This is a genomic window from Pseudomonas sp. MF6755, assembly GCF_016405635.1.
GTDB classification, from domain to species: domain Bacteria; phylum Pseudomonadota; class Gammaproteobacteria; order Pseudomonadales; family Pseudomonadaceae; genus Aquipseudomonas; species Aquipseudomonas haemolytica.
Genome location: NZ_JAEKDA010000018.1, coordinates 14,515 through 38,452 on the forward strand (window position 1 = coordinate 14,515; position 23,938 = coordinate 38,452).

The window sequence follows — 23,938 nt, forward strand, 5'->3', positions numbered from 1 at the left end:
TTCCCCATGCTCAAACTGTTTGCCCTGGCGCTGACCCTGCTCGCAAGTGCCGCCCACGCCGACTCCACCCTGCACACCGATTTGCCGCTGGCGTACCTGGAGCAAACCCAGAGCGATGCGCGCAACCAGCCACTGGTGATTTTCCTGCATGGGTTTGGCAGCAACGAGGACGATTTGTTTGGCATCAAGGACGCGTTGCCGTCGACCTGGACCTACCTGTCGGTGCGTGCACCGATGCCGGTGGACCCGCACGGTTATCGCTGGTTTACCAAGACCGATGAGCCCGACTACAACGGCGAGACTGCGGACTTGCAAAGCAGCGCCAAGCTGATCGAAGACTTTGTCGGCAAAGCCACTGCCAAGTACCACACGCAAAGCGACCGGGTGTTCCTGGTGGGGTTCAGCCAGGGCGCGATCATGTCTTACGAAGTGGGCCTGCGTCAGCCCGAACGGGTGCGCGGCATCGCAGCGTTGAGCGGCAGTGTGTTGCCGGTGCTCAAGGCGCAGCTCAAGCCCAAGGAATCATTAGGCAAGCTGGCGATTTTTATTGGCCATGGCACGTTGGATCAGGCGCTGCCGTATGCGTCGGGCACGCGGGCGAATGAGGTGCTGGTGGGGTTGGGGTTGAAGCCAGAGTTTCATGGGTATCCGGGGATGAATCACACGATCAGCGAAGTGGAAGTGCAGGATTTGAAAGCCTGGCTAGAGAAAAGCTTGAAGTAAATGCGATTAAAAATGTGGGAGGGGGCTTGCTCCCGATGGCGGTGGATCAGTTACAGATGTATCAACTGACACTCCCTCATCGGGAGCAAGCCCCCTCCCACATTTGATTTGTGTTGTCTGTGAAAATTGGGTTACTTACCGCCGGTAATCTGCTTTACCAACTGCGCATGCCCCTTCACATCATCAGCCCGGGAGATCGCCTGGATCACCAGCAGATGGTTGCCGGAACCGCCGAGGAAGGTCGAGTTCAAGGTCTTGCCACCGCCCTGGGTGGCGCTGCTGTCCACTTGGCGTAGGCCGAGGCCCTTGTAGGTGAGTTTCTTCTCGCCCAGCTTCTTGAAGTCGGGCAGGGCGGCGCTCTGGTCCTTGACGAAATCTGCCACGGCGCCATCGAGGAACTGCGGGTCATTATCCTGGATGGTTGCCCCATCGTTACGCACGGTTTCGGCGACGATCACCACACTTTTCGTCGTCGAGTTGGCGTACAGAGTACCTTGGGTGTCGGCCGTGCCGTCGTCAGCCTTACCGGAGGGCAGGGTGTCGGCGCTGTAGGCCTTGGGCAGGGTGAAGGTGAACTTGCCACCCAAGGTGGTGATCGTCTGCGTCGCCGGTTTGGCGGCAGCCAGCACGTTGCCAGCAGTCAGCGCGAGGGCCAGCAGCACTGCGGTCTTGGTGATCGTGGCCATGAAACACTCCAGGGATGAACGAAATTGCGGCGTATTCTGTCAGAAAATTCGCAATATCGTTCATCTCCAGCCTCACACCTTGTCGGACTCTTCCTCAAGCCTGTCCATCTCAAACAGCCGCGCCAGTTCCGTACGGGCTTCCTGGGCGCTTTGCATGACTTTGGCTGCGTCGTCGTACACCGCGTGTTGGGCGGCGAGCAGTTGCAGGTCGTGGTTCTTGAAGCGGTTGATGCGTGCATCGGCCTGGGCCTGGCTCAAGCCGAGGCCGACCAGGGTACGGCGGCTCATTTCCAGGCTGGAGTAGAAGGTCTCGCGTATCGGTGAGGCGTCCAGGTCTACCAGGCGGTGCACGTGTTGGCGGTTACGGGCACGGGCGATGATCTTCATATGCGGGTAAAGGCTGCGCACCAGGGCGGCGGTCTTGATGTTGATCTCCGGGTCGTCCATGGCGATGACGAAATACTCCGCCTGGTCGACCTTGGCCGCGTGGAGGATTTCCGGGCGCTGGGGGTCGCCGTAGAACACCGGCATGCCGCCAAAACTGCGGGTCAGTTCGATGGTTTCGACCGAAGTATCGAGGGCGATAAACGAGATGTTCTGGGCGCGCAGGATCCGCGCCACGATCTGACCCATCCGGCCCATGCCAGCGATGACTACACGGGGTGCATCGCTTTCGATGGCGCGGTATTCCTCGGGTACTTCCACCGGCTTGACCTTGGGCTTGAACAGCTTCGGGCACACCAGCAGCAACAGCGGCGTCACCGCCATGGACAGGGTGATGGTCAGTACCAGCACGTCGTAGAGGTGCGGTTCGAACAAGCCTTGGTCGCGGCCGATCTTGAACACCACGAAGGCGAATTCACCACCCGCCGCCAGCACTACACCCAGGCGCAAGGCGCTTTCGCGATTGAGATCGCCGACCATGCGGCCGACGGCGTACAGCAGCGGCAGTTTCAAACCGATCAGCAGCAAGGTCAGGCCGATCACCAGCAGTGGTGTGCTGAGCAGCAAACTGAGGTTCGCGCCCATGCCCACGCTGATAAAAAACAGCCCCAGCAGCAGGCCCTTGAACGGCTCGATCTGGGATTCCAGCTCGTGGCGGTATTCCGAGTCTGCCAACAGCAGGCCGGCGAGGAAGGCCCCCAGGGCCATGGACACGCCGACCAGCTCCATCAGCCAGGCGGTACCGATCACCACCAGCAGCGCGGTGGCCGTGGACACTTCGCGCAGGCCGGTCTTGGCGACGATGCGAAACACCGGGCGCAACAGGTAGCGCCCGCCGATGATCACCACCGCGATGCTGCCGAGGATCTGCAACACGTGTTGCAGGCCCTGCGCCTCGTTGGTGGGGTGATCGCTACCGGCCAGCAGCGGCACCATGGCAATCAGCGGGATCGCGGCGATGTCCTGGAACAGCAGGATGGCAAACGCCAGGCGCCCGTGGGGCTGGTTGAGTTCCTTGCGTTCGGCCAGGCTTTGCAGGCCAAACGCCGTGGAGGACAGCGCCAGGCCCAGGCCCAGCACGATTGCGCTGTTCCATGATTGGCCAAACAGCCACAACGCCACCGCGCCGATGACCATGCCGGTGAGCAGCACCTGGGCCAGGCCGACACCGAACACCGCCTTGCGCATCACCCATAGGCGCTTGGGTGACAGCTCCAGGCCGATGATGAACAGCAACAACACCACGCCCAGTTCCGAGAACTGCGCCACGCTTTGCGGGTTGCCGATCAGGCCCAGCACCGACGGGCCGATGATCACACCGGCGAGCAGATAGCCCAACACAGCGCCCAGTTGCAGGCGCTTGGCCAGAGGCACGGTGAGCACGGCGGCGAACAGGAACACCACGGCCGCTTGTAACAGGTTGCCTTCATGGGGCATTGCGAACTCCATTGTTTACTTGGATCAACGGCTGACCGCTCCTACGGGGGACGGAAATAGGGCGCTATTAAAGCGCTTTTTCACATTTTGAAACTTGTATTTCTGTCGCGAGAGTCAATGGATGTTGGCTGTCGTCCAATTCTTACGCCGGCTTTACGAAAGTATTAATACCATTTAATTCAATGACTTTTCCGCGGCTCTACTAATGTTTTCGACAACTGGATCAGTAGTCACCACGGTCAGGTTTTTCGAATTCGATGCGTGTGGATCATTGGGATTGAGCTTCTACGCATTCATGGACGAAACGCTTGGACCATAAGGAGTTGAACGTGGATAGAAGACTTGCGACTGCCGTTACACCTCGTATTTCTGCGCTCTCTCTTGCGATCCGCTTAGGGGTGGCCGGGCTGGTGATGGGCCTGGCGAGCCCGGATGTGCTCGCCGCCTGCACCCCAGCAAACCCTGCGGCCGGTGCGACAGTGACCTGTACGGGCACGCCGCCATTGCCGCTGCTCCCCAACACCTTCTCCAGCGCAGTCAACGACCTGACGGTCAATGTCGGCGCTGGCTCAGAGCTCAATACGCTGGTGGGCGGCAAAGCGTTGACCCTGACCGGCAATAACGCGACCTTGAACAACTCCGGCACGATTGACCCGTCGGTACTTGGCTTGGTTACCCTCCTGAGCGGTGGCGTGGTCATCGGTAACCCTGCGGCCAACGCGTTGAACATCACCAACACGGTCACCGGTATCATGCGTGGCACCGGCGCGCTGTTGGGGCTGAACCTGGCCTCTTTGGACGGCATGGCCCTGAACGCCACCAACGGTGCTGGCGGCATCACCACGATCGTCAACAACGGCACCATCGGCTCTTCGTCCTTGCTCGGCCTGACACTGTTCACCTCCGATACGCCGGTGGTGGCGGTTCAAGGCGGCGGGCAGGTCAACATGACCAACAACGGCACCCTGACCGGGCGCGTAGCGTTCGAAAGTTCCGCCCCTGGTAATACCTTCTTCAACACCGGGACGATTTCGGGCGGTGTGTCGATGGGGGCCAGCAGTAGCAATACCTTCACCGCTGTCACCGGGTCCAGTGTGACCGCTGGCGGTGGCATCGGCCTGAGCCTGGGCGGACTGATCGGCGTAAACCTGACGTTCGCGCCCACCGGCCAGGTGGATGGTGGTGCCCTGGGCAGCAACACCTTGATCCTGCAGAACAACGTCGGCGTCGGCGGTGGTAATACGGGCACCGGCACGGCGTCGAGCGCCAATTACGTCAACTTCAACAACCTGACCATCAACAGCGGTACCTGGACCCTGCAAGGTCCTTTGGTCAGCGGCAGCACCACGCTCAATGGCGGCATCTCGCAGTTCAATAACAACGCCACATTCGGCAGCGGCGTGTTGACCGCCAACGGCGGGACCATCGAGGCCAGCGGCAACGGCCTGACCCTGGCTAACTTGCTGACCCTGGGCACCGATGGCTTGACGGTGCAGGGCACCTTCACCGGGCTGACCCTGGGGGGCGTGGTCTCGGGCACTGGCGGCTTGACCAAAATCGGCACCGGCCAACTGATTCTCAGCGGTGCTAACACCTTCCAGGGCGGCACCACCCTGAGCGCCGGCACACTCACCCTGGGCAACGCAGCGGCGCTGGGTACGGGCGCCTTGACCGTGGCAGGCGCGGCGAACCTGGACAGCACTGCGGCACTGACCGCCAACAATGCAATTACTCTGAACGCCAACCTGACCGCCGGCGGCGCCAACCCCCTGAACCTGGGTGGCATCATCAGTGGCGCAGGTGGCCTGATCAAAAACGGCGCCGGCACACTGGGCCTCACTGGCGCCAATACCTATACCGGCGTCACCGCGCTGAACGCCGGCACCTTGAGCGTCGGTTCCAGTACGGCGTTGGGCAGCGGCGCGTTGAACGCAGCGGCGGGCACCACCCTGGATGCCAGCGCAGCGGTGAGCCTGGGCAATAACCTCAACCTGGGCGGCAACCTGACCCTAGGCGGCAGCAATGCACTGACCCTGGGCGGCACCATCGCGGGTATCGGCGGCTTGATCAAGAACGGCCCCGCCGACCTGGTCCTCAACGGGGTGAACACCTACCTGGGCAATACGGCGCTGAACACCGGCAAGCTGGTGGTGGGCGCGAGTGGCGCCTTGGGTTCCGGTGCATTGAATGCGGCGGCGGGGACCACCCTGGACGCCAGCACGGCGGCCAGCCTGACCAACGCAATCAACCTGGCCGGCAACCTGGGCATCGGCGGCACGGCCAATCTGACCTTGGGCGGTGTAGTGAATGGCGCCGGCAGCTTGACCAAGAACGGCACGGCCAACCTGGTCCTCAACGGTGCCAATGGGTTCCTCGGTGGCACTGCCCTGAATGCCGGCACCTTGACCGTCGGCAGCAACTCGGCCCTCGGCCTTGGCAACCTGACCGTCGGCGGCGCGGCGACCCTGGACAGCAATGCGGGCGTCAGCCTGGGCAATAACGTTACCCTGAACGCAGGCTTGAGCATCAGCGGTAGCAATAACCTGACCTTGGGCGGTGCGATCGACGGTGCCGGTGGCTTGACCAAGAATGGCCTTGCCAACCTGACCCTCAATGGCAATAACACCTACAGCGGCGGCACCACCCTCAATGCAGGGACCTTGACCCTAGGTAGCCCATTGGCACTGGGCAGCGGTGCCCTGACCGTCGGCGGCGCGGCAACCCTGGACAACAACCCGGCCCTGCAATTTGTCAACGATATTGCCCTCAACGCTGACCTGACCGTCGCCGGCAACAATAACCTGACCATCAACGGTGTGATCAGCGGCGCCGGTAGCCTGATCAAAAATGGCCTGGCCGATCTGGCGCTGTCGGCCAGCAACACCTTCACCGGCGCCGTGGACATTTTGTCCGGCAGCGTCACGCTGTTGAATGCCAATGCCCTGGCTGGCAGTTCCGGCACCAACGTCGCAGCCGGTGCCGCGCTGAACCTGGGTGTCGACTCCAGCCTGGCCGGCCTCAGTGGCACGGGCGGCGTGGCGGTGGGGGGTGGTTTCAATCTCAGCGTGGGTGGCCTCAGTACCAGCAGTACCTTTGACGGTAGCCTCAGTGGCCCAGGTGGCCTGATCAAGGTCGGCACCGGCACGTTGAATCTCACCGGGATCAATGGCATCACCGGTAACACCGCGATCAATGCGGGCACTCTGAACCTCACCGGTTCCCTGGGCAGCGCTGTGGTCGATGTCAATAACGGCGGCACCCTGACTGGCAGCGGCTCGCTGTTGGGCGATGTGAATATCAACAACGGCGGGCACCTGGCGCTGGGCAGTGGCGCGACCTTGTCCGCCGGCAGCTTGACCATGAATGCCGGCGCGAATATGGATGTGGCGCTCGGTGCACCTTCGCTGACCTCGTTGCTGAACGTCGGCGGCAATGTGAACCTGGCCGGCAACCTCAATGTCAGCGATGCCGGTGGCTTCGGCGCTGGTGTGTATCGCTTGATCAACTACACCGGTAGCCTGGGCGGCTCGTTGAATGTGAGCAGTGTGCCGGTGGGCTATGGCCTGGGTGACCTGTTGGTACAAACTTCGGTGGGCAACCAGGTCAACCTGGTGGTGTCAGCGCCGAACATTCGCTTCTGGGACGGCAGCAACAACGTGGCCAACGGCAGCGTTGACGGTGGCAGCGGCACATGGACAGCGGGCGGTACTAACTGGACCTCGGCCGACGGCATTCTCAACCAGACGTGGGGCGGCGGTTTTGCGGTGTTCCAAGGTGCGGCGGGTACCGTCAGCGTCGATGGCGCGCAAACCATCACCGGTCTGCAGTTCGTCACTGATGGCTACTCCCTGGTCAATGGCACCGGTGGGCAATTGAACACCGGCAGTGGCAACTTCGCGGTGCGCGTCGACCCGCTGGCGACTGCGACCATCGGCGTCGATGTAACCGGGGCAGGCGTCCTGAATAAACTCGATACCGGCACCCTGGTGCTCAATGGCGCCAACACCTACACCGGCGGCAGCTTGCTCAATGGCGGTACGCTGGTGGTCGGTAGCAATACCGCGCTGGGCACGGGCACCCTGACCGCTGCGGCGGGTACCACACTGGACAGCAATGCGCCCGTGACCCTGGGCAATGACGCGGTACTCAACGGCGCCCTGACGGTTGGCGGCAGCAACGCCTTGGCGCTCAATGGCGCGATCAGCGGCATCGGTGGCCTGGTCAAGAACGGCGGCGCCAGCCTGACCCTGGGGGGCAACAACACTTACCTGGGTTCCACCGCCCTGAATGCCGGTGGCCTGATCCTGGCTGCCAATACGGCACTGGGCAGTGGCGCGTTGAACGCGGCAGGCGGTACCACGCTGGATGCGAGCACTGCGCTGACCGTCAACAATGCAATCAACCTGGCCGGTAACCTGGGCATCGGCGGCACAGCCGACCTGACCCTGGGCGGTAACGTCAACGGTGTCGGCAGCCTGACCAAGAATGGCGCAGCCAACCTGACCCTCAACGCTGCCAATGGCTTCCTCGGTGGTACCACGCTGAATGCCGGCACACTGACCCTGGGCAATGCGGCAGCTCTGGGCCTGGGCAACCTCACTGTTGGCGGTGCAGCGACGCTGGATAACAACACTGCGTTGAGCGTCGGCAACAATGCCGTATTGAACGCGGCGCTGACGGTGGCCGGCGGCAATGACCTGGCGTTGGGTGGCCTGCTCACCGGCACCGGCGCGCTGGTAAAAAACGGCGCGGCCAACCTGACGCTCAATGGCGTCAACACCTATCAAGGCGGCACCACCCTCAATGCCGGCACCTTGACCCTGGGCACGGCAGCGGCCCTGGGGACCGGCGCCTTGACGGTCGGCGGTGCGGCCACCTTGGCCAACAGTACACCGCTGGTACTGGCCAATGCGGTCAACCTCAACGCTAACCTGAACGTGGGCGGCGCCAATAACAACCTGACCCTGGCCGGCGTGCTGGCGGGTAGCGGCAGCCTGATCAAGTCCGGCAGTGCTGACCTGACTGTGACTGGCAACAACAGCTTCTCGGGCCTGTTCGACGTGCAATCCGGCAGCCTCAGCACCCTGGGCAACGGGGCGTTGGGTGTGGGGGCGGGCGTGAACCTGGCCAGCGGCACCTCGCTGAACCTGGGTGGCTCGGCCAGCCTGGGCGCATTGACTGGCAACGGCCTGGCACTGGTGGGCGCCGGCAACACCTTGAGTGTGGGCGGCACTAACCTCAACAGCAGCTTCAACGGCATCCTCACCGGTGCCGGTAATCTCGCCAAGGACGGCACGGGCGCCTTGACCCTCGGCGGCGTCAGTGCGTTGACCGGGGATACCCAGGTCAACGCCGGCAGTCTGCTTGTCAACGGCTCGCTGGCCAGCGCGAATGTGGCGGTGGGCAACGGCGCGACCCTGGGCGGTACCGGCACTTTGCTGGGCAATGTGACCATCGCCGATGGCGGCCACCTGGCCGTCAACTCGGGCAATACCCTGACCACCGGTGCGCTGTTGCTCAACGCCAATTCCAACCTGGACGCGGGCCTCGGCGCTCCGTCCACCGGCGGCACCGCGCTGGTACAGGTCAACGGTAACCTGACCCTGGACGGTACGCTGAATGTCAGCGATATCGGCGGCTTCGGCGCCGGTATCTACCGCCTGATCGACTACACCGGCGGCCTGACCAACAACGGCCTGCAACTGGGCAGCCTGCCGGTGAATATCCCGGCCACCGACCTGGACCTGCAAACTGCCATCGGCAATCAGATCAACCTGCTGGTCAACGGCAATACCACTGTGCAGTTCTGGGACGGCAGCCAAACCAGCGGCAACGGTGCCATCGTAGGCGGCAGCGGTACGTGGAGCGCAGGCGGCAGCAACTGGACCGGCGTCAATGGCGCATTCAATACCGCCTGGGCGCCGAACAGTTTCGCGGTGTTCCAAGGCACTGCGGGCACTGTCACCGTTGACGGTGCGCAAGCCATCACCGGTTTGCAGTTCGTCACAGATGGCTACACCCTGGCCGGCGGCGCGGCGGGCGCCTTGACCCTGTTCAATGGCACCGGTGGCAATACCGCCGTGCGGGTCGACCCTGGCGTCACCGCTACCCTGGGCGTCACGCTCAACGGCGGCGGCACCCTGGCCAAGCTGGATGCGGGCACCCTGGTGCTCAACGGTGCCAACAGCTACACCGGAGGCACCGCGCTCAATGGCGGCACCCTGGTAATTGGCAATGACAGTGCCTTGGGCAGCGGCTTACTGACCACCGCCAATGGCACCACCCTGGACAGCAATGCCGCGGTCAACCTGGCCAACAATGTGAACGTCAACGGCACGTTAACGGTCGGTGGCAGCAATGCACTGACCCTGGCCGGCAGCGTGGCGGGCACCGGTAGCCTGATCAAGAACGGCATCGCCAACCTGACCCTCAGCGGCAACAACACCTACGCCGGCCCCACCGCACTGAACGCGGGCGGGCTGATCCTCGCATCCAATACCGCACTCGGCAACGGTGCCTTGAACGCGGCAGCCGGCACCACCCTCGATAGCAGCACCGCGGTGGCCCTGGCCAACACGGTGAACCTGGCCGGTAACCTGGGCATTCTGGGTAGCGCCGACCTGAGCCTGAACGGCTTGGTCAGCGGCGCGGGCGGCCTGACCAAAACCGGTACCGGCAACCTGACCCTCAATGGTGCCAATGCCTACCTTGGCGGCACCCAGTTGAATGCCGGTTCGTTGATCCTGGGCAATGGGGCGGCACTCGGCAGCGGTGCGTTGGCGGTCAATGGTGCGGCGACGCTGGACACCAGCACCGCGCTGGTCCTGGCCAACAACACCAGCCTGAATGCCGCGCTGACCGTCGGCGGCAGCAACGACCTTAGCCTTGATGGCGTAGTGGATGGCGCTGGTTCGCTGACTAAGGCCGGTGGCGCCAACCTGACCCTCAACGGTGCCAATACCTACAGCGGCGGCACGGCACTGAATGCCGGTACGCTGACCCTTGGCAACGCCACGGCCCTCGGCTCGGGCGCTCTGACCGTCGGCGGTGCGGCGAACCTGGCCAATAGCGCGCCGCTGGTGCTGGCCAATGCGGTCAACCTCAACGGCGACCTGACCGTCGCTGGCAACAATAACCTGACCCTGGCGGGTGTACTCGCCGGCAATGCGGCGCTGATCAAGAATGGCGCGGCAGACCTGCTGCTGACTGGCAACAACAGCTTCAGCGGCCCCCTCACTGTAGCGGGGGGCAGCGTGACCACGCAGGGTAATGGCGCGCTGGGCAATACCTCCGGCGTCATCGTCGGCACGGGCGCCAGCCTCAACCTGGGCGGCAATGCCAGCCTCAACAGCCTGGCCGGCAACGGTGCGGTGCAAGTGGCTGTCGGCAACACGTTGGCGGTGGGTGGCAGCAATCTGGACAACACCTTTGGCGGTTCGCTGGGCGGTGCCGGCAACCTGGATAAAAACGGCAGTGGTGTGCTCAACCTGACTGGCACCAACGGCATCAGCGGCGCGGCCAACGTCAATGGCGGCACCTTGAATGTCACAGGTTCCCTGGCCAGCGGTACGGTAGCGGTGAACAACGGTGCGACCCTGACCGGCAGCGGTGCCCTTGCCGGCGCCGTTACTGTGGCCGACGGTGGCCATATCGGCCTGAACGCTGGCAGCACACTGTCGGTAGGCTCGCTGGTGCTGGGCAGCAATGCCAACCTGGACGTCGGCCTCGGCATCCCAGCGGTGGGCGGCGGCAGCGGGCTGCTGAATGTCGGCGGCGACCTGACCCTGGACGGCAACCTCAACGTCACCGATATCGGCGGCTTTGGCAGCGGCCTCTACAACCTCATCAACTACACCGGGGCCTTGACCGATAACGGCCTGGCCCTCGGCACACTGCCGGGCAGCGTGATCCCGGGTGACCTGCAAGTGCAGACTGCGATCAATAACAAGGTCAACCTGCTGGTCACCGCGCCCAACACCACCGTGCAGTTCTGGGACGGCAATAACCTGATCGGCAACGGTGCCATCGACGGCGGTAACGGTACCTGGAGCGCCGGCAATACCAACTGGACCAATGTCGACGGCACCCTTAATCAGGGCTGGGGTAACAGCTTTGCGGTGTTCCAAGGGGCGGCGGGCACCGTGACGGTGAACGGCACGCAAAACATCACCGGCATGCAGTTCGTCACCGATGGCTACAACCTGGCCTCCGGTACGGCGGGTGTGCTTAACCTGGTCAATGGCGGCACCGGCAACACCGCGGTGCGCGTCGACCCGAACGTCACCGCGACTCTCGGCGTAACCCTCAACGGCGCCGGCACCCTGGCCAAGCTCGACAGCGGTACCCTGGTGCTCAACGGCGCCAATGGCTACACCGGCGGCACCGCGCTGAATGGCGGTACGCTGGTGGTCGGTAACAACAGTGCCCTTGGCACCGGCGTGCTGACGGCGGCCGGTGGCACCACCCTGGACAGTAACGCGGCGGTGACCCTGGCCAACACCGCGGTCCTGAATGGCGCCCTGGCGGTGGGCGGCCGCAATGCGCTGACCCTCAATGGCGGCATCAGTGGCAGCGGCAGCCTGGTAAAAAACGGCGCTGCGACGTTGACCCTCAACGGCACCAACAGCTACAGCGGCGGCACCGGCCTGAACGCCGGTCAATTGGTCCTCGGCAATAACGCGGCCCTGGGCAGTGGCGCACTGACGGTTGGCGGCGCCGCGCAACTGGACGGTGGCACTGACCTGCAACTGGCCAATGCCATTAACCTTGGCGGTCCTCTGAGCCTGACAGGCAGCCATGACCTGGCCCTCAACGGCGTCGTCAGCGGCACCGGCAGCCTGGTGAAAAACGGTAACGGCGCCTTGTTGCTGACCGGTGCCAACACCTACAGCGGCGGCACCACGCTCAACGGCGGCAGCACCACGGGCAACACCAACAGCCTGCAAGGCGCCATCGCCAACAATGCGACATTGACCTTCGAGCAAGCCACCGATGGCACCTACACCGGCAACCTCACCGGCACTGGTGTGTTGAACAAAACCGGGACTGGCGCGTTGCTGCTCAGCGGCAACAACACCTTCACTGGCAACACCAACGTCAACACGGGCAGCCTGCTGGTCAACGGCAGCTTGAACAGTGCCTCCGTGCAAGTCGCCAGCGGCGCGACCCTCGGCGGCAGCGGCACCCTGGGCGGGGCGGTGAGCATGGCGGACGGCTCAGTGCTCAAGGCGGGAGCTGCGGCGCCACTGTCGGTGGGCTCGCTGGCCTTGTCGTCGGGCACCACTCTGGACTTCGCCCTCGGCGCGCCGGGTGCCTCGAGCACGGCAGTGAATGTCGCCGGCAACCTGACCCTGGACGGCACGCTTAACGTCAGCGATGCGGGCGGCTTCGGTCTTGGCGTGTATCAACTGTTCCGCTACGGCGGCAGCTTGACCGATAACGGCCTCACCTTCGGCACCTTGCCCGTCGCACTCGGCAATGTGAGCCTGCAAACCGCTCTGGCCAACCAGCTCAACCTGGTGGTGCAAACTGCTCCAGGGCAGATCCAGTTCTGGAACGGTGGCACCACCAACCCGAATGGCAGCATCACCGGCGGCAGCGGCACCTGGGGGCCAGGCACCAATTGGACCGATCCGACCGGCACCCAAGGCCAGACGTCCACCAACCAGTTCGCCGTATTTGGCGGGCAGGGCGGCACCGTGACAGTGGTCGGCAACCAAGGCTTCACCGGCCTGCAATTCCTCGACGCCGGTTACACGCTGACGGCTGGCGCAGGGGGTAGCTTGAGCCCGACCAACGCGGCGGATGGCAGCCTGGCGGCGGTGCGGGTGAACTCCGGCGTAACCACTCAGATCGATGCACCTCTGGTGGGCACCGGCGGGATCAACAAGCTGGACTCCGGCACCTTACTGCTGACCGGCGCCAATACTTACACCGGCGGCACTACGGTCAGTGGCGGTACGCTGGCGGGTAACACCACCAGCCTGCGCGGCAATATCCTCAACAACGCCAATTTGCTGTTCGTCCAGCCCACCAATGGTCAGTTCAGCGGCACCTTGAGCGGCACCGGTGCCCTGGTCAAACAAGGCGCGGGCGCGTTGTTGCTGACCGGCAACCAGCCCTTCAGCGGCACCGTTGCTGTTGATCAAGGCGTGCTGCAAGTGGGTAACGCGGCCAACCCTGGCGCAGTGCTCGGCGGCCAAGTCACCGTGGCCAACGGTGCGGGCCTGACCGGCAACGGCAGTGTCGGTTCGCTGGTCAACAATGGCTCTGTGAGCCCTGATGGCGGCAAGTTGACCGTGGCCGGCAACTTTACCAACGCCAGCACAGGCGCGCTGAACCTGGTGATCACCCCATCCACCACTGGCTCCCTGGCGGTCGGCGGCACCGCCAACCTGGGCGGCACCTTGAATGTGATCAACCTGGCACCGTATGCCGGCGCGACCACCTACACGCTGCTGACCGCAGGGGCGGTCAACGGCACGTTCACCACCACCAACCTGGAGAACCTGGCGTTCCTCAATACCGCGCTGAACTACAGCCCAACCCAAGTGGCCCTGGCGGTCAGCCGTAACAACGTCAGCTACGCCAGCGTGGCGGCCACCGGTAACCAGCGCGGCGTTGCGGCAGCGTTGGGCAGCGGTGCGGCAGTCGGTGGCGCGGCGGTGCAGAACGCGCTGCTCAACACTGACGTGGCAGGGGCGCGTGCAGCCTTCGACAGCTTGTCTGGCGAGATCCACGCCAGCACCGCCAGCGCGATGCTCGAAGATTCGCGTTACGTGCGTGACGCGGTCAACGAGCGCTTGCGCCAACCCGGCTGCTACCGCGAGGACGACCCACGCAATGCCCTGGCGCCAAGCGAAAATCGCCTGACCAGCGCCGGTTGCCATGGCGAGATGGTCGGTTGGATGCGTGTGCTCGGCACCTGGGGGCATATGGGCGGTGACAGCAACACCGCCAAGCTGGACCGCAACCTCAGCGGCTTCCTGCTCGGCACCGACAAACAAGTGGATGACGCCTGGCGCGTCGGCGTAGCCGCTGGCTACACCCGCAGCGACCTGGATGCCAAGCGCCGCAACTCCAGCGCCGACGTCGACAGCTACCACCTGATGGCCTACACCGCGTACCAGCAGGAAGCCTTCGCCGCTCGCATGGGCGTGGCGTACAGCTGGCATGACATCGAAAGCAAACGCAACGTGGCCGTGGGCGGTGAGGGCCAGCGCCTGAAAGCCGACTACAAGGCACGCAGTGCGCAGGTCTTCGGTGAAGTCGGCTACACCATTCAAACCGGTAGCGTTGCCCTGGAACCTTTCGCCGGCCTGGCCTACGTCAACTACGACAGCGATACGATCAAGGAAAAAGGCGGTTCGGCTGCCCTGCGCGGCGATGCCGACCAGGACATCACCTACTCGACCTTGGGCGTACGCATCGGCCAGACCATCACCTTGGGCAACGGCTCGAAACTCACCCCACGAGGCAGCATCGGCTGGCGCCATGCCTTTGGCGATACCAAGCCTGACGCCGACCTGAGCTTTATCAACGGCGGTGGCTCGTTCAGCACCCAGGGCGTGCCGATTGCCAAGGACAGCGCGGTAGTGGAAGCGGGCCTGGACTACCAGATCAGCCAGAACGGCAAGCTGGGTCTGGGCTACTCGGGTCAACTTTCGCGCAACGACAAGGACCATGCAGTGACGGTCAGTTTCTCCCTCGGTTTTTGATCAAGGCCGAGTTTTTTGAACCGCCCGTGAGGGCGGTTTTTTTTGGAAAAAATTCTTGAAGTAATACGCTGGCGCATAAATGCATGGGGTTTATTGCTCACCCGCCTGGCTGAAGAATGTACACACAATTTCCTCTGGAGCGCGATTGGCTGGACAACCAGCGTCGGCCTAAAGTTATGCCCTTGAGTTTATATTCCTTGGGTGGCATATTTGCATGGTCTGGGACATTGAATACACGGATGAATTCGGAGAGTGGTGGGGTGGCTTGGATGCGAAGGCGCAATCTTCGGTGGCGGCCAGTGTTGATTTACTGGAGCTGTTCGGGCCGGGACTGCGCTTTCCTCATAGCAGCGATATCAAGGGCGCTCGACACGGCAACCTGCGAGAGCTGCGGGTACAGCATGCAGGGCGACCTTATAGAGTGTTATATGCCTTCGATTTTCGGCGCTGTGCAGTGCTGCTGATAGGTGGCGATAAAACCGCACAGCACCGCTGGTACCACGAGTACGTACCCTTGGCAGAGAAGCTATACGACGTACATTTAGAAACATTGCGTTAAGAGGGCCGTGACCATGGCTAAGAAATTCGCGGAACTGAAAGCTCGCATGACGCCCGAGTCGCGCGCCGATGCTGAGCAGATACTTCAGCAACATTTGAAAGAAATGCCGCTGCATGAGCTGCGCAAGGCCCAGCAATTGAGCCAGGCAAGCCTGGCGAAGGCATTGAACATCAATCAGGCGGCGGTTTCGAAGATGGAGCGTCGTACTGATATGTACATCAGTACATTGCGTGACTACATCCGTGCGATGGGCGGCGAGTTGGAAATCATCGCTACCTTCCCAGATGGCCAGGTCAAGATTGACAACTTCGCTTGCTGACACTGATGAACCACCCGTAAGCCCGGTCAAAGCCGGGCTTTTGGCTATCTGAGTTGTAGTGGGACGATCAAAGTCCCCGATTTCTGACAGGGTTATCTATCGCTAGGCACGAGCGCTTTTGCGATAAAGCCCAACTGCCAGCCCGATAATGATCACGGCGATGAAAAGTAAATGGAGCGTGCTAATGCGTTCGCCCAGGATCAGCATCGAGCTGGCAATGCCGAACACTGGAATCAACAGCGACAGCGGCGCCACGGTGGACACCGGGTATGCCTTGAGCAGGGTATTCCAGCCCCAATAGGCAAAATGCGTGGCCAGGTAGACCTGGAACAGGATCGATGCCATGGCGGTCAAGTCGAGCGCCGCCGGTACGCTGTCGAACGCGGCGCTGCCGTGCAGCCACCAGGCCATGAGGAACAGCGGAATCGGCGGGAACAGGCTGGCCCATACCATGAACGAGAAAATTTCCTTCACCCCCGAGATCTTGATGATCACATTGCCGATGCTCCAGGCCAACGCACTGAGCACGATCAACAATACTCCCTGCACGGCGTGGTCACCGTGCTGGGTAGCGATGATCCCCGTCAGGCCGATCAAGGCGAGAAAAGCGCCGAGCCACTGCGCACCACGGATTTTTTCCTTGAACAGCACACAACCCCAACCCAGGCTGAAAAATACGCTGAGCTGGATGAGCAACGAGGCAATGCCCGGGCTAACACCCCGTTGGATGCCATAGTTGATTACGCCCCACATGCCCAGGCCGAAGATAACGCCATAGGCCGCCACATAGCCGAACTTGACCGTCGGGCGGCGGATGATGAACACCAGTGGCAAGGCGGCAAGCGCAAAGCGAATGCCGGTCAGCACAAACGGATCGATTGAGTGCAGGCCCAGTTTGGTGATGGGAAAGTTCAGGCCCCAGACCAGGGTGACCAGGAGGGCGAGGGCCAGGTGTTTCTTGTGCATGGTGGTTCCTTGGGCGCGGGCAGGGGCATCAAAGGTGAGAATGTTAGGGGGCGACGCTGTGGCCCGCTTGCTATGCCAGGTCATAGTTTGACAATATCGGGCCATGATCCCGACCTTTGATCCCAACGACCCCGACGCGGTGGTCACCCTGCGCCAGTATCCCTGTGGCAGCGTGTTCGAGCGGCATACCCACGTGCGGGGTCAGTTTGCCTACGCTTCCACCGGCGCGATGAGAATGTTCACCGACCTCGGCAATTGGGTAGTGCCGCCGCAGCGGGCTATCTGGGTGCCAGCGGGTGTGCCCCATGCCATGCACATGCGCGGTGAGGTGGTCATGTTGAACACTTACCTGGATGACGAAGCTGCCCGCCGTGCCGGCTTGCAGGCGCATTGCCAGGTGTTTGAGGTGTCGCCGCTGCTCAGGCATTTGCTGCAAGCGGCGCTGGCGATCGGGCCTTCGGCGGTGGGCGGTGTCCGCCAGCTCAGTGTGCTGGCGCTGTTGGTGGATGAAATCGGCGCGATGGCCGAGTTGCCCCTCAGCGCGCCGCTACCCGCTGAGCCGCGCTTGGCGCGGGCGTGCCAACGCTTTCTGGAGGCGCCGACGCAGGCTGTTTCCCTCGACGAGATGGCCGCGTGGGCGAGCATGAGCCGGCGCACCTTCACCCGACATTTCCATGACAGCACTGGCATGACGTTTGTGGCCTGGCGCCAGCAGGTTTGCCTGTTGGAGGCCACGGCGCAGCTCGGTCAGGGTGCGTCTATTACCGAGGTAGCGCTGGCGTTGGGTTTCAGCAGTTCCAGTGCATTCACCTCGGTGTTCCGCCGCAATCTGGGGGATTCCCCAACGCGCTACCTGGGCAGGTCCAAGGCGACACCCTTGTTCTGAGCCGGGCACACGTCGGTCAGGATTCACCTTTCCTATCGGCTCTGTTTGTTACTATCGCCGTCCCTTGCCACCAGGAGTCACCGGCCCATGCAACACCAGTGGGATGAAATGCACCGCACCCGCAAGCCCACGTTCGTCCTGTGTGGCGAGCCACAGGGGGATGTGCTCAATCTCTATGTTCACGGCTACTCGGCTTTCTTCAACCGTCAGCAACTGGGCAGTTTCAAGGAACAGCTGGCGGGTATCGAAGGCTCGACCAACCTGATGCTGTTCTGGCCGGCGGGGCACTTTCTGGAAAACCTGTTTGCGCCGTTCAAGGATGTGATCACTTCGATGCTCGGCGGCGGCGGCCTGGGCGCCGCGACGGTGGGCGTGGGCAAGGCGATTGGCTATTTTCTTGACCATTACAAGAGTGTCGAGGCGCGGGTCGATGAAGTGGCCAAGACCTTGCTGCCCGAGCTGGCCGGCTACCTGCACGCCGAGTCACTGCCGGTGCGGCGCATCAACCTGATCGGCCACTCCCTGGGCGCAAGAATCCTGGTCAAGAGCCTGCTGGCCAGCCCCGAGGTCGCCCGCGAACTGCCGTTGAATAACCTGTTGCTGATGGGCGGGGCGATCTGTACATCGAGCCCCTGGGATGACGTGTCGGCGCCGCTCAAGGGGCGGCTGATCAACTGTCATTCGAGCAAGGACTGGGCGCTGGCCATGAAACCGGATACCGAGCGGTGCATCGGCCGTTATGCGATTGACGTGACGCCCGCGCTCAAGACCAAGGTCACCAATGTGCACTTGGCCAGCTTCGATCATGCCGCCTACTGGCCGCAGTTGAAGACCGTGGTGCAGTACACCGACTTGCTGCAGGAGCGGCGCGGCATGATCCGTGCGGACCAGCGCAGCAGTGAAGTGCGCTTTGCCGAGGAGGATGGAGATTTGTTCCCGGCACTGGTGCAGGCGCGACCGGATGAGTTGAAGTTCCTCGCCGAGCTGATGGCGCAAAAGCGCAGTGCCTCGATTGATGCCAGTGTGCGCGAACCGTTGAAGCTGGCCATCGAGTTGCAGCGAATGGGCGGTGACAGCTTTATGAACCTGGCTCGTGGTCACGGCGTGGGCTATCGCCAGATTGCCGAGGATGTGGCGCAGCGTTTGGGCATCACGTTCGACGAACCGCTTGGAAACGTGGTGCTGGCGGATATCGAAGGCCAGGTCGCAGAAAAACTGATCGAGCAGTACAAGGACAAGCTCAGCCGCGCCGACCGCCAGGCGTTCGATGCCGAGCTCAAGGCCGCTGCGCAAAAAGAGCAGGGCTTGTTCACCCGCTTCGATGTGGGCCGGTCGGCCACGACAGCCTTGAGCGGTACCGCGCTGGCCGGGCTGACCGGGTTTATCCTGCGGCGCGGTGCGGCCACGGCGATTCCGCTGGTGGGCCAGGCGCTGGCCGCGGCGATGTTGCTGGTCAGCGGTGTACGGGCGTTTTCCGGCCCGGCGTATTCGATCACCACCCTGGCGGTCTTGGTGATCGGCGTGATTCGCCAGCGCATGGAACGCGAGGCGCTGAACCAGGAGCTGGACCTGGTGGTGCAAGTGGTGGAAGCGTTTGACCTGCCGCGGGACACGGTGATGCGCACGGTCGCGTCTGACTGATAAGCTGCTGCCCAAGTCTTGTGTATTTGCCTGGAATACTGCGTGAAATTCAGCCTGCCGAAAATCGCTACCGCCCCGTTCTGCCCACCGGAAGTGGCCGGCTCTGTCGCCGTTGACCCCAAGGCATCGTTTTTCAAACGAATGCTGATGTTTGCCGGGCCTGGCCTGCTGATCTCCATCGGCTACATGGACCCTGGCAACTGGGCAACCGCCATCGAAGCCGGGTCACGCTACGGCTATAGCCTGTTGTTTGTGGTGCTGCTCGCCAGCCTGGCGGGGATGGCGGTGCAATGCCTGTGCTCGCGGCTGGGCATCGCCACCGGTAAAGACCTGGCGCAACTGTGCCGCGAGCGTTACAGCAAGCGCTCCTCACGTACCCAGTGGGTATTGGCGGAAATCTCCATCATCGCCACCGACCTTGCCGAAGTGCTCGGCTGCGCCCTGGCGTTTCACCTGCTGCTTGGCGTGTCGCTGACCACCGGTATTGTCATTACCGCGTTCGATACGCTATTGATCCTGGCCCTGCAAAACCGCGGCTTTCGCCGCCTGGAAGCGATCATGCTGGCGCTGGTGGCGACCATCGGCGTGTGTTTTTTTATCGAACTGGTGCTGATCAAACCCTACTGGCCTGACGTGCTCAGCGGTTTCACCCCGTCATTGTCGGCCATCAGCGATGCTGCGCCGTTGTACCTGGCCATCGGTATCCTTGGCGCCACGGTCATGCCCCATAACCTCTACCTGCACACCTCCATCGTGCAGACGCGCCTGTTCGGCAAGGACCTGGCGAGCAAGCAGGATGCGGTCAAGTTGGCGCGTATCGACACCATCGGCTCCCTGGCCCTGGCCCTGCTGGTCAACGCGGCGATCCTGGTGCTGGCTGCGGCGGCGTTCTACAAGACTGGCCATACCGATGTGGTGGAAATCCAGGACGCCTACCATCTGCTCGACCCGCTCGTGGGCGGCGCCTTCGCCAGCATCCTGTTCGGTATCGCCTTGTTGGCGTCCGGGCAGAGTTCGACCTTTACCGGCACCATTGCCGGGCAAGTGATCATGGAGGGCTACCTGAACCTGCGCATACCTTGCTGGCAACGACGGCTGATCACCCGTGGGCTGGCGTTGATTCCGGCGTTCCTCGGCGTATGGCTGATGGGCGACGATGCCATCGGCAAGCTGCTGATTCTCAGCCAGGTGGTACTGAGCCTGCAGTTGCCCTTTGCGCTGTATCCGCTGATCCGCATGACCGGCGACAAGCAGTTGATGGGGCCGTTCGTTAACCGACTGCCCACGCGGCTGTTGGCATGGTTTCTGTTTGCGGTGATCAGTGGGGCGAATGCGTGGTTGATTGGGCAGTGGTTGTTTTGATTGGACATCGCGCTACTGGCGCATCACCTAAACTAACATCGCCAGGGATGTGTATTGGGCAACCTGCGGATCGGCTGTTAATAGCTTCATTGGTTCACTCAGCGCGGTTGCAATAATCAGCCGATCGAAAGGGTCCTTGTGATGATGCTCGAGATCCTTGACTGCAATGGCGTGCTCCAAGGTGATGGGGAGTTCGACGAAACCGCTTTCCAGGCAATACTCGCGGATTTCGTCCAGGTCTACGGCGAGCTTTCCCACGCCAACCTTGATTGCCATTTCCCAGAATGTTGCCGCGCTGACGTAGACTTCTGCGGCGTTTTCAATCAGTTTGCGGGCTTTGCCGGACAGCTTGGGGTCATCGTTGAGTGCCCACAGCAGGATATGGGTATCCAGCAGCAGTCTCATGAAGGACTGCCCTCAAACGCATCCAACATATCGCTGGGTAGCGGTGCGTCGAAGTCTTCGGGGATGACCAGCTTGCCCTTCATTGCGCCAATTCGCCGGCCCTTGGATTTACCGATGGGGACAAGCTGTGCCATAGCACGGCCATGTTTGGCAATGGTGATGACTTTGCCGGCGGCGGCTTCATCGACCAGTTTGGACAGGTTGTTTTTTGCTTCACCCAGCGCGACGGTAATCATGTGGTCTTCCCCGTATTTTGGCCAAATATAGCCAAAACTACGAACGCTATCAAAGACGGCTCGACCACTGGTCAAGGCCGCTCGTTCGGCGCGTGATGGTTTGTAATACACGACATCCATGGCATCTCTCCAAAAAAAGAATTCGCCAAAGTCTGCCCCAACACATCGTGCCCAGAAATACTGGCCCGTAAAATCAGAACGGGCCTACTTTTCCTACGAGGAAATTTCCCTGCCGGTTTCGTTCAGAAGCGGCGATAGGGCTCATCGATCCCAATACGGCACCGCCCCAAAACACTCGACGAAATAATCGATCACCGTGCGCACCTTCAGCGACAGCCTCCGGCTGCCGGGCCATAACGCCGCAATCTGCTGGGGCTCCAGGGTGGTGGCGACTTCGTATTCAGTCAGCACAGCCTGCAAGGTGCCGGCGCGCAAGCTTTCGCCAATCAACCAGGAAGGAAACACCACCAACCCCAGGCCCTGTTCGGCGGCGTGGGTCAGGGTATCGGCGTGGTTGCCGGTAATCGGGCCCTTGACGCTGTAGGGTGTCCAGTCGCCCTGGCCGTGCCTGAAGAACCAGCGCTGCTGGCCGGTGATGCCTTTGTAGGCCAGGCATTGGTGGTTGGCCAGTTCGTCAGGGTGGCGTGGTGTGCCATGGTGCGCCAGGTAGGCGGGGCTGGCGGCGATGCGAAAACGCTGGGGCGCGAAGATGCGTGCCTGCATGCCGGAATCATTGAGCACGCCGATGCGGAACAGCAGGTCGGTGCCATCTTGCAGCGGGTCGACGAAGGTGTCGGTCTGCTGGATATCCAGTTGCAACTTCGGGTAGCGCCGGCACAACTCCCCCAGACACGGTGAAAGGTGGCGCTGGCCGAATACCATCGGCGCGTTGATGCGCACCAGCCCGCTGGGCTCGCTGTCCTGTTCCTGAAGGGCCTGGTTCGCCGTTTCCAACTGCTCCAGTACCAGGCGCGCGTGATGCCCTAGCAGGCGCCCGGCTTCGGTGGGGCTCACGGCGCGGGTATGGCGGTACAGCAATTGCTGGCCGAGGGCCTGTTCCATCAGTTGGATCTGCCGCGAAATGGAGGAGGGCGCCAGGCTTTCGCGGCGGGCCACCTCGGAGAAGCTGCCATGGTCTAGCACTGCCACAAACAGGCGCAGCGCTTTGAAACTCAATTCATTCAAGCCCTGCATCTTGTCTCCAGGCTGTGCGTATTGCGCAAAGGTGTTGTCTGCATACTCCCATTTATCGCATAGAACGGCCACCGGATAATGCGCGCCATGTTTCCTTTCTTGATGCGCAGGTGATGTATGCAGGCACGGACTATCGAGGGTGTGGCACAGGCCAGGCCGAACAAAAACCTTCTGCGGCTGCTGTTGTTGCCGTTGGTGATCCTGGCGGGCATGGGCCTGTCGGTGGAGGCCGGCCTGCTCGGGCCATTGGGTGTGCAGGTCGGGCATTTGTGGGCGACCTTGAGCATCTTCGGCGTCGGCACGGCAATCCTGCTTTTGCTGCTGTTGTTCAGCGGCCCGCAGAAGGGCCCGGCATTCACTCAACTGCCGCGCTGGCAGTTGATCGGCGGGTTCCTGGGGCCGATGTACGTGGTGGTGCTGACCCTGGCCACACCGCACATCGGCATTGCCATGACCATGATCGCGATCCTGTCGGGCCAAGTGGGCAAGAGCGTGTTGATCGACCATTTCGGCTGGTTCGGCACGGCGCGCAAGCGCGTCAATGGCGAGCGCTGGATTGCGCTGGCGTTGATTGTGGCGGCACTGGTTCTGATTGCACGAGGGTAAGGCGATGAATCTGATTATGTTATTGGTGGTGGTGATTGCAGCAGGCGCGGTGTTGAGTGTGCAGGCCGCGATCAACGGGCGTCTGGGCCAGACAGTAGGCGTGTTGCGTAGCAGTCTGCTGACCTTTGCGGTCGGCGCGCTCACCACCGCGCTGCTGATATTTTTCTTCGAACCGGCCCAGGCCGTCAGCCTGCTGGATGTGCCGAAGTGGCAACTGACCGGTGCCCTGTTCGGCGTGGTGTACATGCTGGTGATGGTCGGCGCGGTGCCTGTGGTTGGCACGGCAGTCGCCACGGTGGCAGTGATTGTCGGGCAGTTGGGCATGGGTATGCTGATCGACAACTTCGGCTGGCTGGGCAATCCGGCGATCGAATTGTCAGGTAGCCGCATCGTGGCAATGCTCTGCCTGGCCTTGGCGCTGGTGTTCATGTATCGCAGCAATACACGCGCGGCCGACTGATGGCGCTGAACCTTGGTGTCGTGCACGGAGTCACTGCTTAAGGTGTGGCGTTCGCCGCACCGGGACGACCATGAAAAAGGAGTCTGACCATGCCAGATAAAACCTGTGCTTGCCCACACTGCAAATGTGTACTGGGCACCGACGCGATAATGAAGGACGGTAAAGGTTATTGCTGTCAGGGCTGTGCCGAGCACCACGCCCACGGTGAACCTTGCGCTTCGGCGACGGGCTGTGAATGCACCAAGTCCGCTCACGGTTGACATGATCGACCTGCAGGCCCGGGTAATCCGGTGCCTG

The 23,938-nt window shown here is 62.3% G+C and carries 16 protein-coding genes; 10 read left to right on the forward strand and 6 right to left on the reverse strand.

The window, feature by feature from the left end; all coding sequences use genetic code 11:
* The first annotated feature begins 6 nt into the window (after positions 1–6).
* Positions 7–723: an alpha/beta hydrolase gene (locus JFT66_RS22900; RefSeq protein ID WP_034120124.1), complete on the forward strand. Its 717-nt coding sequence runs from the start codon at positions 7–9 to the stop codon at positions 721–723.
* A gap of 131 nt (positions 724–854) precedes the next feature.
* On the opposite strand, the gene JFT66_RS22905 is transcribed toward JFT66_RS22900, so the two are convergent.
* Positions 855–1,409, reverse strand: coding sequence for a hypothetical protein (locus JFT66_RS22905; RefSeq protein WP_153838378.1), 555 nt, complete (start codon positions 1,407–1,409; stop codon positions 855–857).
* Between the two features lie 72 nt (positions 1,410–1,481).
* Complete coding sequence (locus JFT66_RS22910) at positions 1,482–3,290, reverse strand: monovalent cation:proton antiporter-2 (CPA2) family protein (RefSeq protein WP_153838377.1); 1,809 nt, start codon at positions 3,288–3,290, stop codon at positions 1,482–1,484.
* Between the two features lie 329 nt (positions 3,291–3,619).
* Here JFT66_RS22910 and JFT66_RS22915 point away from each other — a divergent pair, with 329 nt between their 5' ends.
* The 3 genes from JFT66_RS22915 to JFT66_RS22925 all read left to right on the forward strand — a co-directional run bounded on the left by JFT66_RS22915 (position 3,620) and on the right by JFT66_RS22925 (position 15,885).
* Complete coding sequence (locus JFT66_RS22915; RefSeq protein ID WP_198860222.1) at positions 3,620–15,007, forward strand: autotransporter-associated beta strand repeat-containing protein; 11,388 nt, start codon at positions 3,620–3,622, stop codon at positions 15,005–15,007.
* A gap of 214 nt (positions 15,008–15,221) precedes the next feature.
* Entirely contained in the window at positions 15,222–15,566 is a 345-nt protein-coding gene (locus tag JFT66_RS22920; RefSeq protein WP_198860223.1) for a type II toxin-antitoxin system RelE/ParE family toxin, read from the forward strand.
* A 13-nt stretch (positions 15,567–15,579) separates the two neighbouring features.
* Entirely contained in the window at positions 15,580–15,885 is a 306-nt protein-coding gene (locus JFT66_RS22925; RefSeq protein ID WP_034120120.1) for an XRE family transcriptional regulator, read from the forward strand.
* Positions 15,886–15,987: 102 nt separating this feature from the next.
* Here the strand turns inward: JFT66_RS22925 and JFT66_RS22930 are convergent, their stop codons facing one another.
* Entirely contained in the window at positions 15,988–16,851 is an 864-nt protein-coding gene (locus tag JFT66_RS22930) for an EamA family transporter (RefSeq protein ID WP_198860224.1), read from the reverse strand.
* Positions 16,852–16,954: 103 nt separating this feature from the next.
* Between JFT66_RS22930 and JFT66_RS22935 the strand changes: the two genes are divergently transcribed.
* The 3 genes from JFT66_RS22935 (at position 16,955) to JFT66_RS22945 (ending at position 20,740) form a co-directional block, all read left to right on the forward strand.
* The gene (locus JFT66_RS22935; RefSeq protein WP_034120117.1) at positions 16,955–17,737 is read left to right on the forward strand and encodes an AraC family transcriptional regulator; all 783 of its coding nucleotides are present in this window, start codon (positions 16,955–16,957) and stop codon (positions 17,735–17,737) included.
* An 87-nt stretch (positions 17,738–17,824) separates the two neighbouring features.
* Positions 17,825–19,378 (forward strand): DUF726 domain-containing protein, encoded by a 1,554-nt coding sequence (locus JFT66_RS22940; protein WP_198860225.1) that lies wholly within the window; start codon positions 17,825–17,827, stop codon positions 19,376–19,378.
* A 42-nt stretch (positions 19,379–19,420) separates the two neighbouring features.
* Positions 19,421–20,740: an Nramp family divalent metal transporter gene (locus JFT66_RS22945; protein ID WP_034120115.1), complete on the forward strand. Its 1,320-nt coding sequence runs from the start codon at positions 19,421–19,423 to the stop codon at positions 20,738–20,740.
* Between the two features lie 27 nt (positions 20,741–20,767).
* Here JFT66_RS22945 and JFT66_RS22950 read toward each other — a convergent pair whose 3' ends face one another.
* From JFT66_RS22950 to JFT66_RS22960, 3 genes are all read right to left on the reverse strand, one after another.
* A complete protein-coding gene (locus JFT66_RS22950) occupies positions 20,768–21,145 on the reverse strand; it encodes a type II toxin-antitoxin system VapC family toxin (RefSeq protein ID WP_034120114.1) in 378 nt (125 codons plus the stop codon).
* Complete coding sequence (locus JFT66_RS22955; RefSeq protein WP_233094217.1) at positions 21,142–21,501, reverse strand: type II toxin-antitoxin system Phd/YefM family antitoxin; 360 nt, start codon at positions 21,499–21,501, stop codon at positions 21,142–21,144. The genes JFT66_RS22950 and JFT66_RS22955 overlap by 4 nt, the downstream gene beginning before the upstream one ends.
* Positions 21,502–21,642: 141 nt before the next feature.
* The gene (locus JFT66_RS22960; protein WP_034120112.1) at positions 21,643–22,575 is read right to left on the reverse strand and encodes a LysR family transcriptional regulator; all 933 of its coding nucleotides are present in this window, start codon (positions 22,573–22,575) and stop codon (positions 21,643–21,645) included.
* Between the two features lie 117 nt (positions 22,576–22,692).
* Between JFT66_RS22960 and JFT66_RS22965 the strand changes: the two genes are divergently transcribed.
* From JFT66_RS22965 to JFT66_RS22975, 3 genes are all read left to right on the forward strand, one after another.
* Positions 22,693–23,181, forward strand: coding sequence for a DMT family transporter (locus tag JFT66_RS22965; protein ID WP_198860226.1), 489 nt, complete (start codon positions 22,693–22,695; stop codon positions 23,179–23,181).
* A 4-nt stretch (positions 23,182–23,185) separates the two neighbouring features.
* A complete protein-coding gene (locus JFT66_RS22970; RefSeq protein ID WP_034120109.1) occupies positions 23,186–23,641 on the forward strand; it encodes a DMT family transporter in 456 nt (151 codons plus the stop codon).
* A gap of 89 nt (positions 23,642–23,730) precedes the next feature.
* On the forward strand, positions 23,731–23,901 hold the full coding sequence (locus tag JFT66_RS22975; protein WP_080752995.1) for a metallothionein: 171 nt from the start codon (positions 23,731–23,733) through the stop codon (positions 23,899–23,901).
* Positions 23,902–23,938 lie beyond the last annotated feature (37 nt).

Coding starts and splice junctions, on each gene's coding strand:
- JFT66_RS22900 (WP_034120124.1), top strand. CDS start 7: ATGCTCAAACTGTTTGCCCTGGCGCTGACCCTGCTCGCAAGTGCCGCC.
- JFT66_RS22905 (WP_153838378.1), bottom strand. CDS start 1,409: ATGGCCACGATCACCAAGACCGCAGTGCTGCTGGCCCTCGCGCTGACT.
- JFT66_RS22910 (WP_153838377.1), bottom strand. CDS start 3,290: ATGCCCCATGAAGGCAACCTGTTACAAGCGGCCGTGGTGTTCCTGTTC.
- JFT66_RS22920 (WP_198860223.1), top strand. CDS start 15,222: ATGGTCTGGGACATTGAATACACGGATGAATTCGGAGAGTGGTGGGGT.
- JFT66_RS22925 (WP_034120120.1), top strand. CDS start 15,580: ATGGCTAAGAAATTCGCGGAACTGAAAGCTCGCATGACGCCCGAGTCG.
- JFT66_RS22930 (WP_198860224.1), bottom strand. CDS start 16,851: ATGCACAAGAAACACCTGGCCCTCGCCCTCCTGGTCACCCTGGTCTGG.
- JFT66_RS22935 (WP_034120117.1), top strand. CDS start 16,955: ATGATCCCGACCTTTGATCCCAACGACCCCGACGCGGTGGTCACCCTG.
- JFT66_RS22940 (WP_198860225.1), top strand. CDS start 17,825: ATGCAACACCAGTGGGATGAAATGCACCGCACCCGCAAGCCCACGTTC.
- JFT66_RS22950 (WP_034120114.1), bottom strand. CDS start 21,145: ATGAGACTGCTGCTGGATACCCATATCCTGCTGTGGGCACTCAACGAT.
- JFT66_RS22955 (WP_233094217.1), bottom strand. CDS start 21,501: ATGGATGTCGTGTATTACAAACCATCACGCGCCGAACGAGCGGCCTTG.
- JFT66_RS22960 (WP_034120112.1), bottom strand. CDS start 22,575: ATGCAGGGCTTGAATGAATTGAGTTTCAAAGCGCTGCGCCTGTTTGTG.
- JFT66_RS22965 (WP_198860226.1), top strand. CDS start 22,693: ATGCAGGCACGGACTATCGAGGGTGTGGCACAGGCCAGGCCGAACAAA.
- JFT66_RS22970 (WP_034120109.1), top strand. CDS start 23,186: ATGAATCTGATTATGTTATTGGTGGTGGTGATTGCAGCAGGCGCGGTG.
- JFT66_RS22975 (WP_080752995.1), top strand. CDS start 23,731: ATGCCAGATAAAACCTGTGCTTGCCCACACTGCAAATGTGTACTGGGC.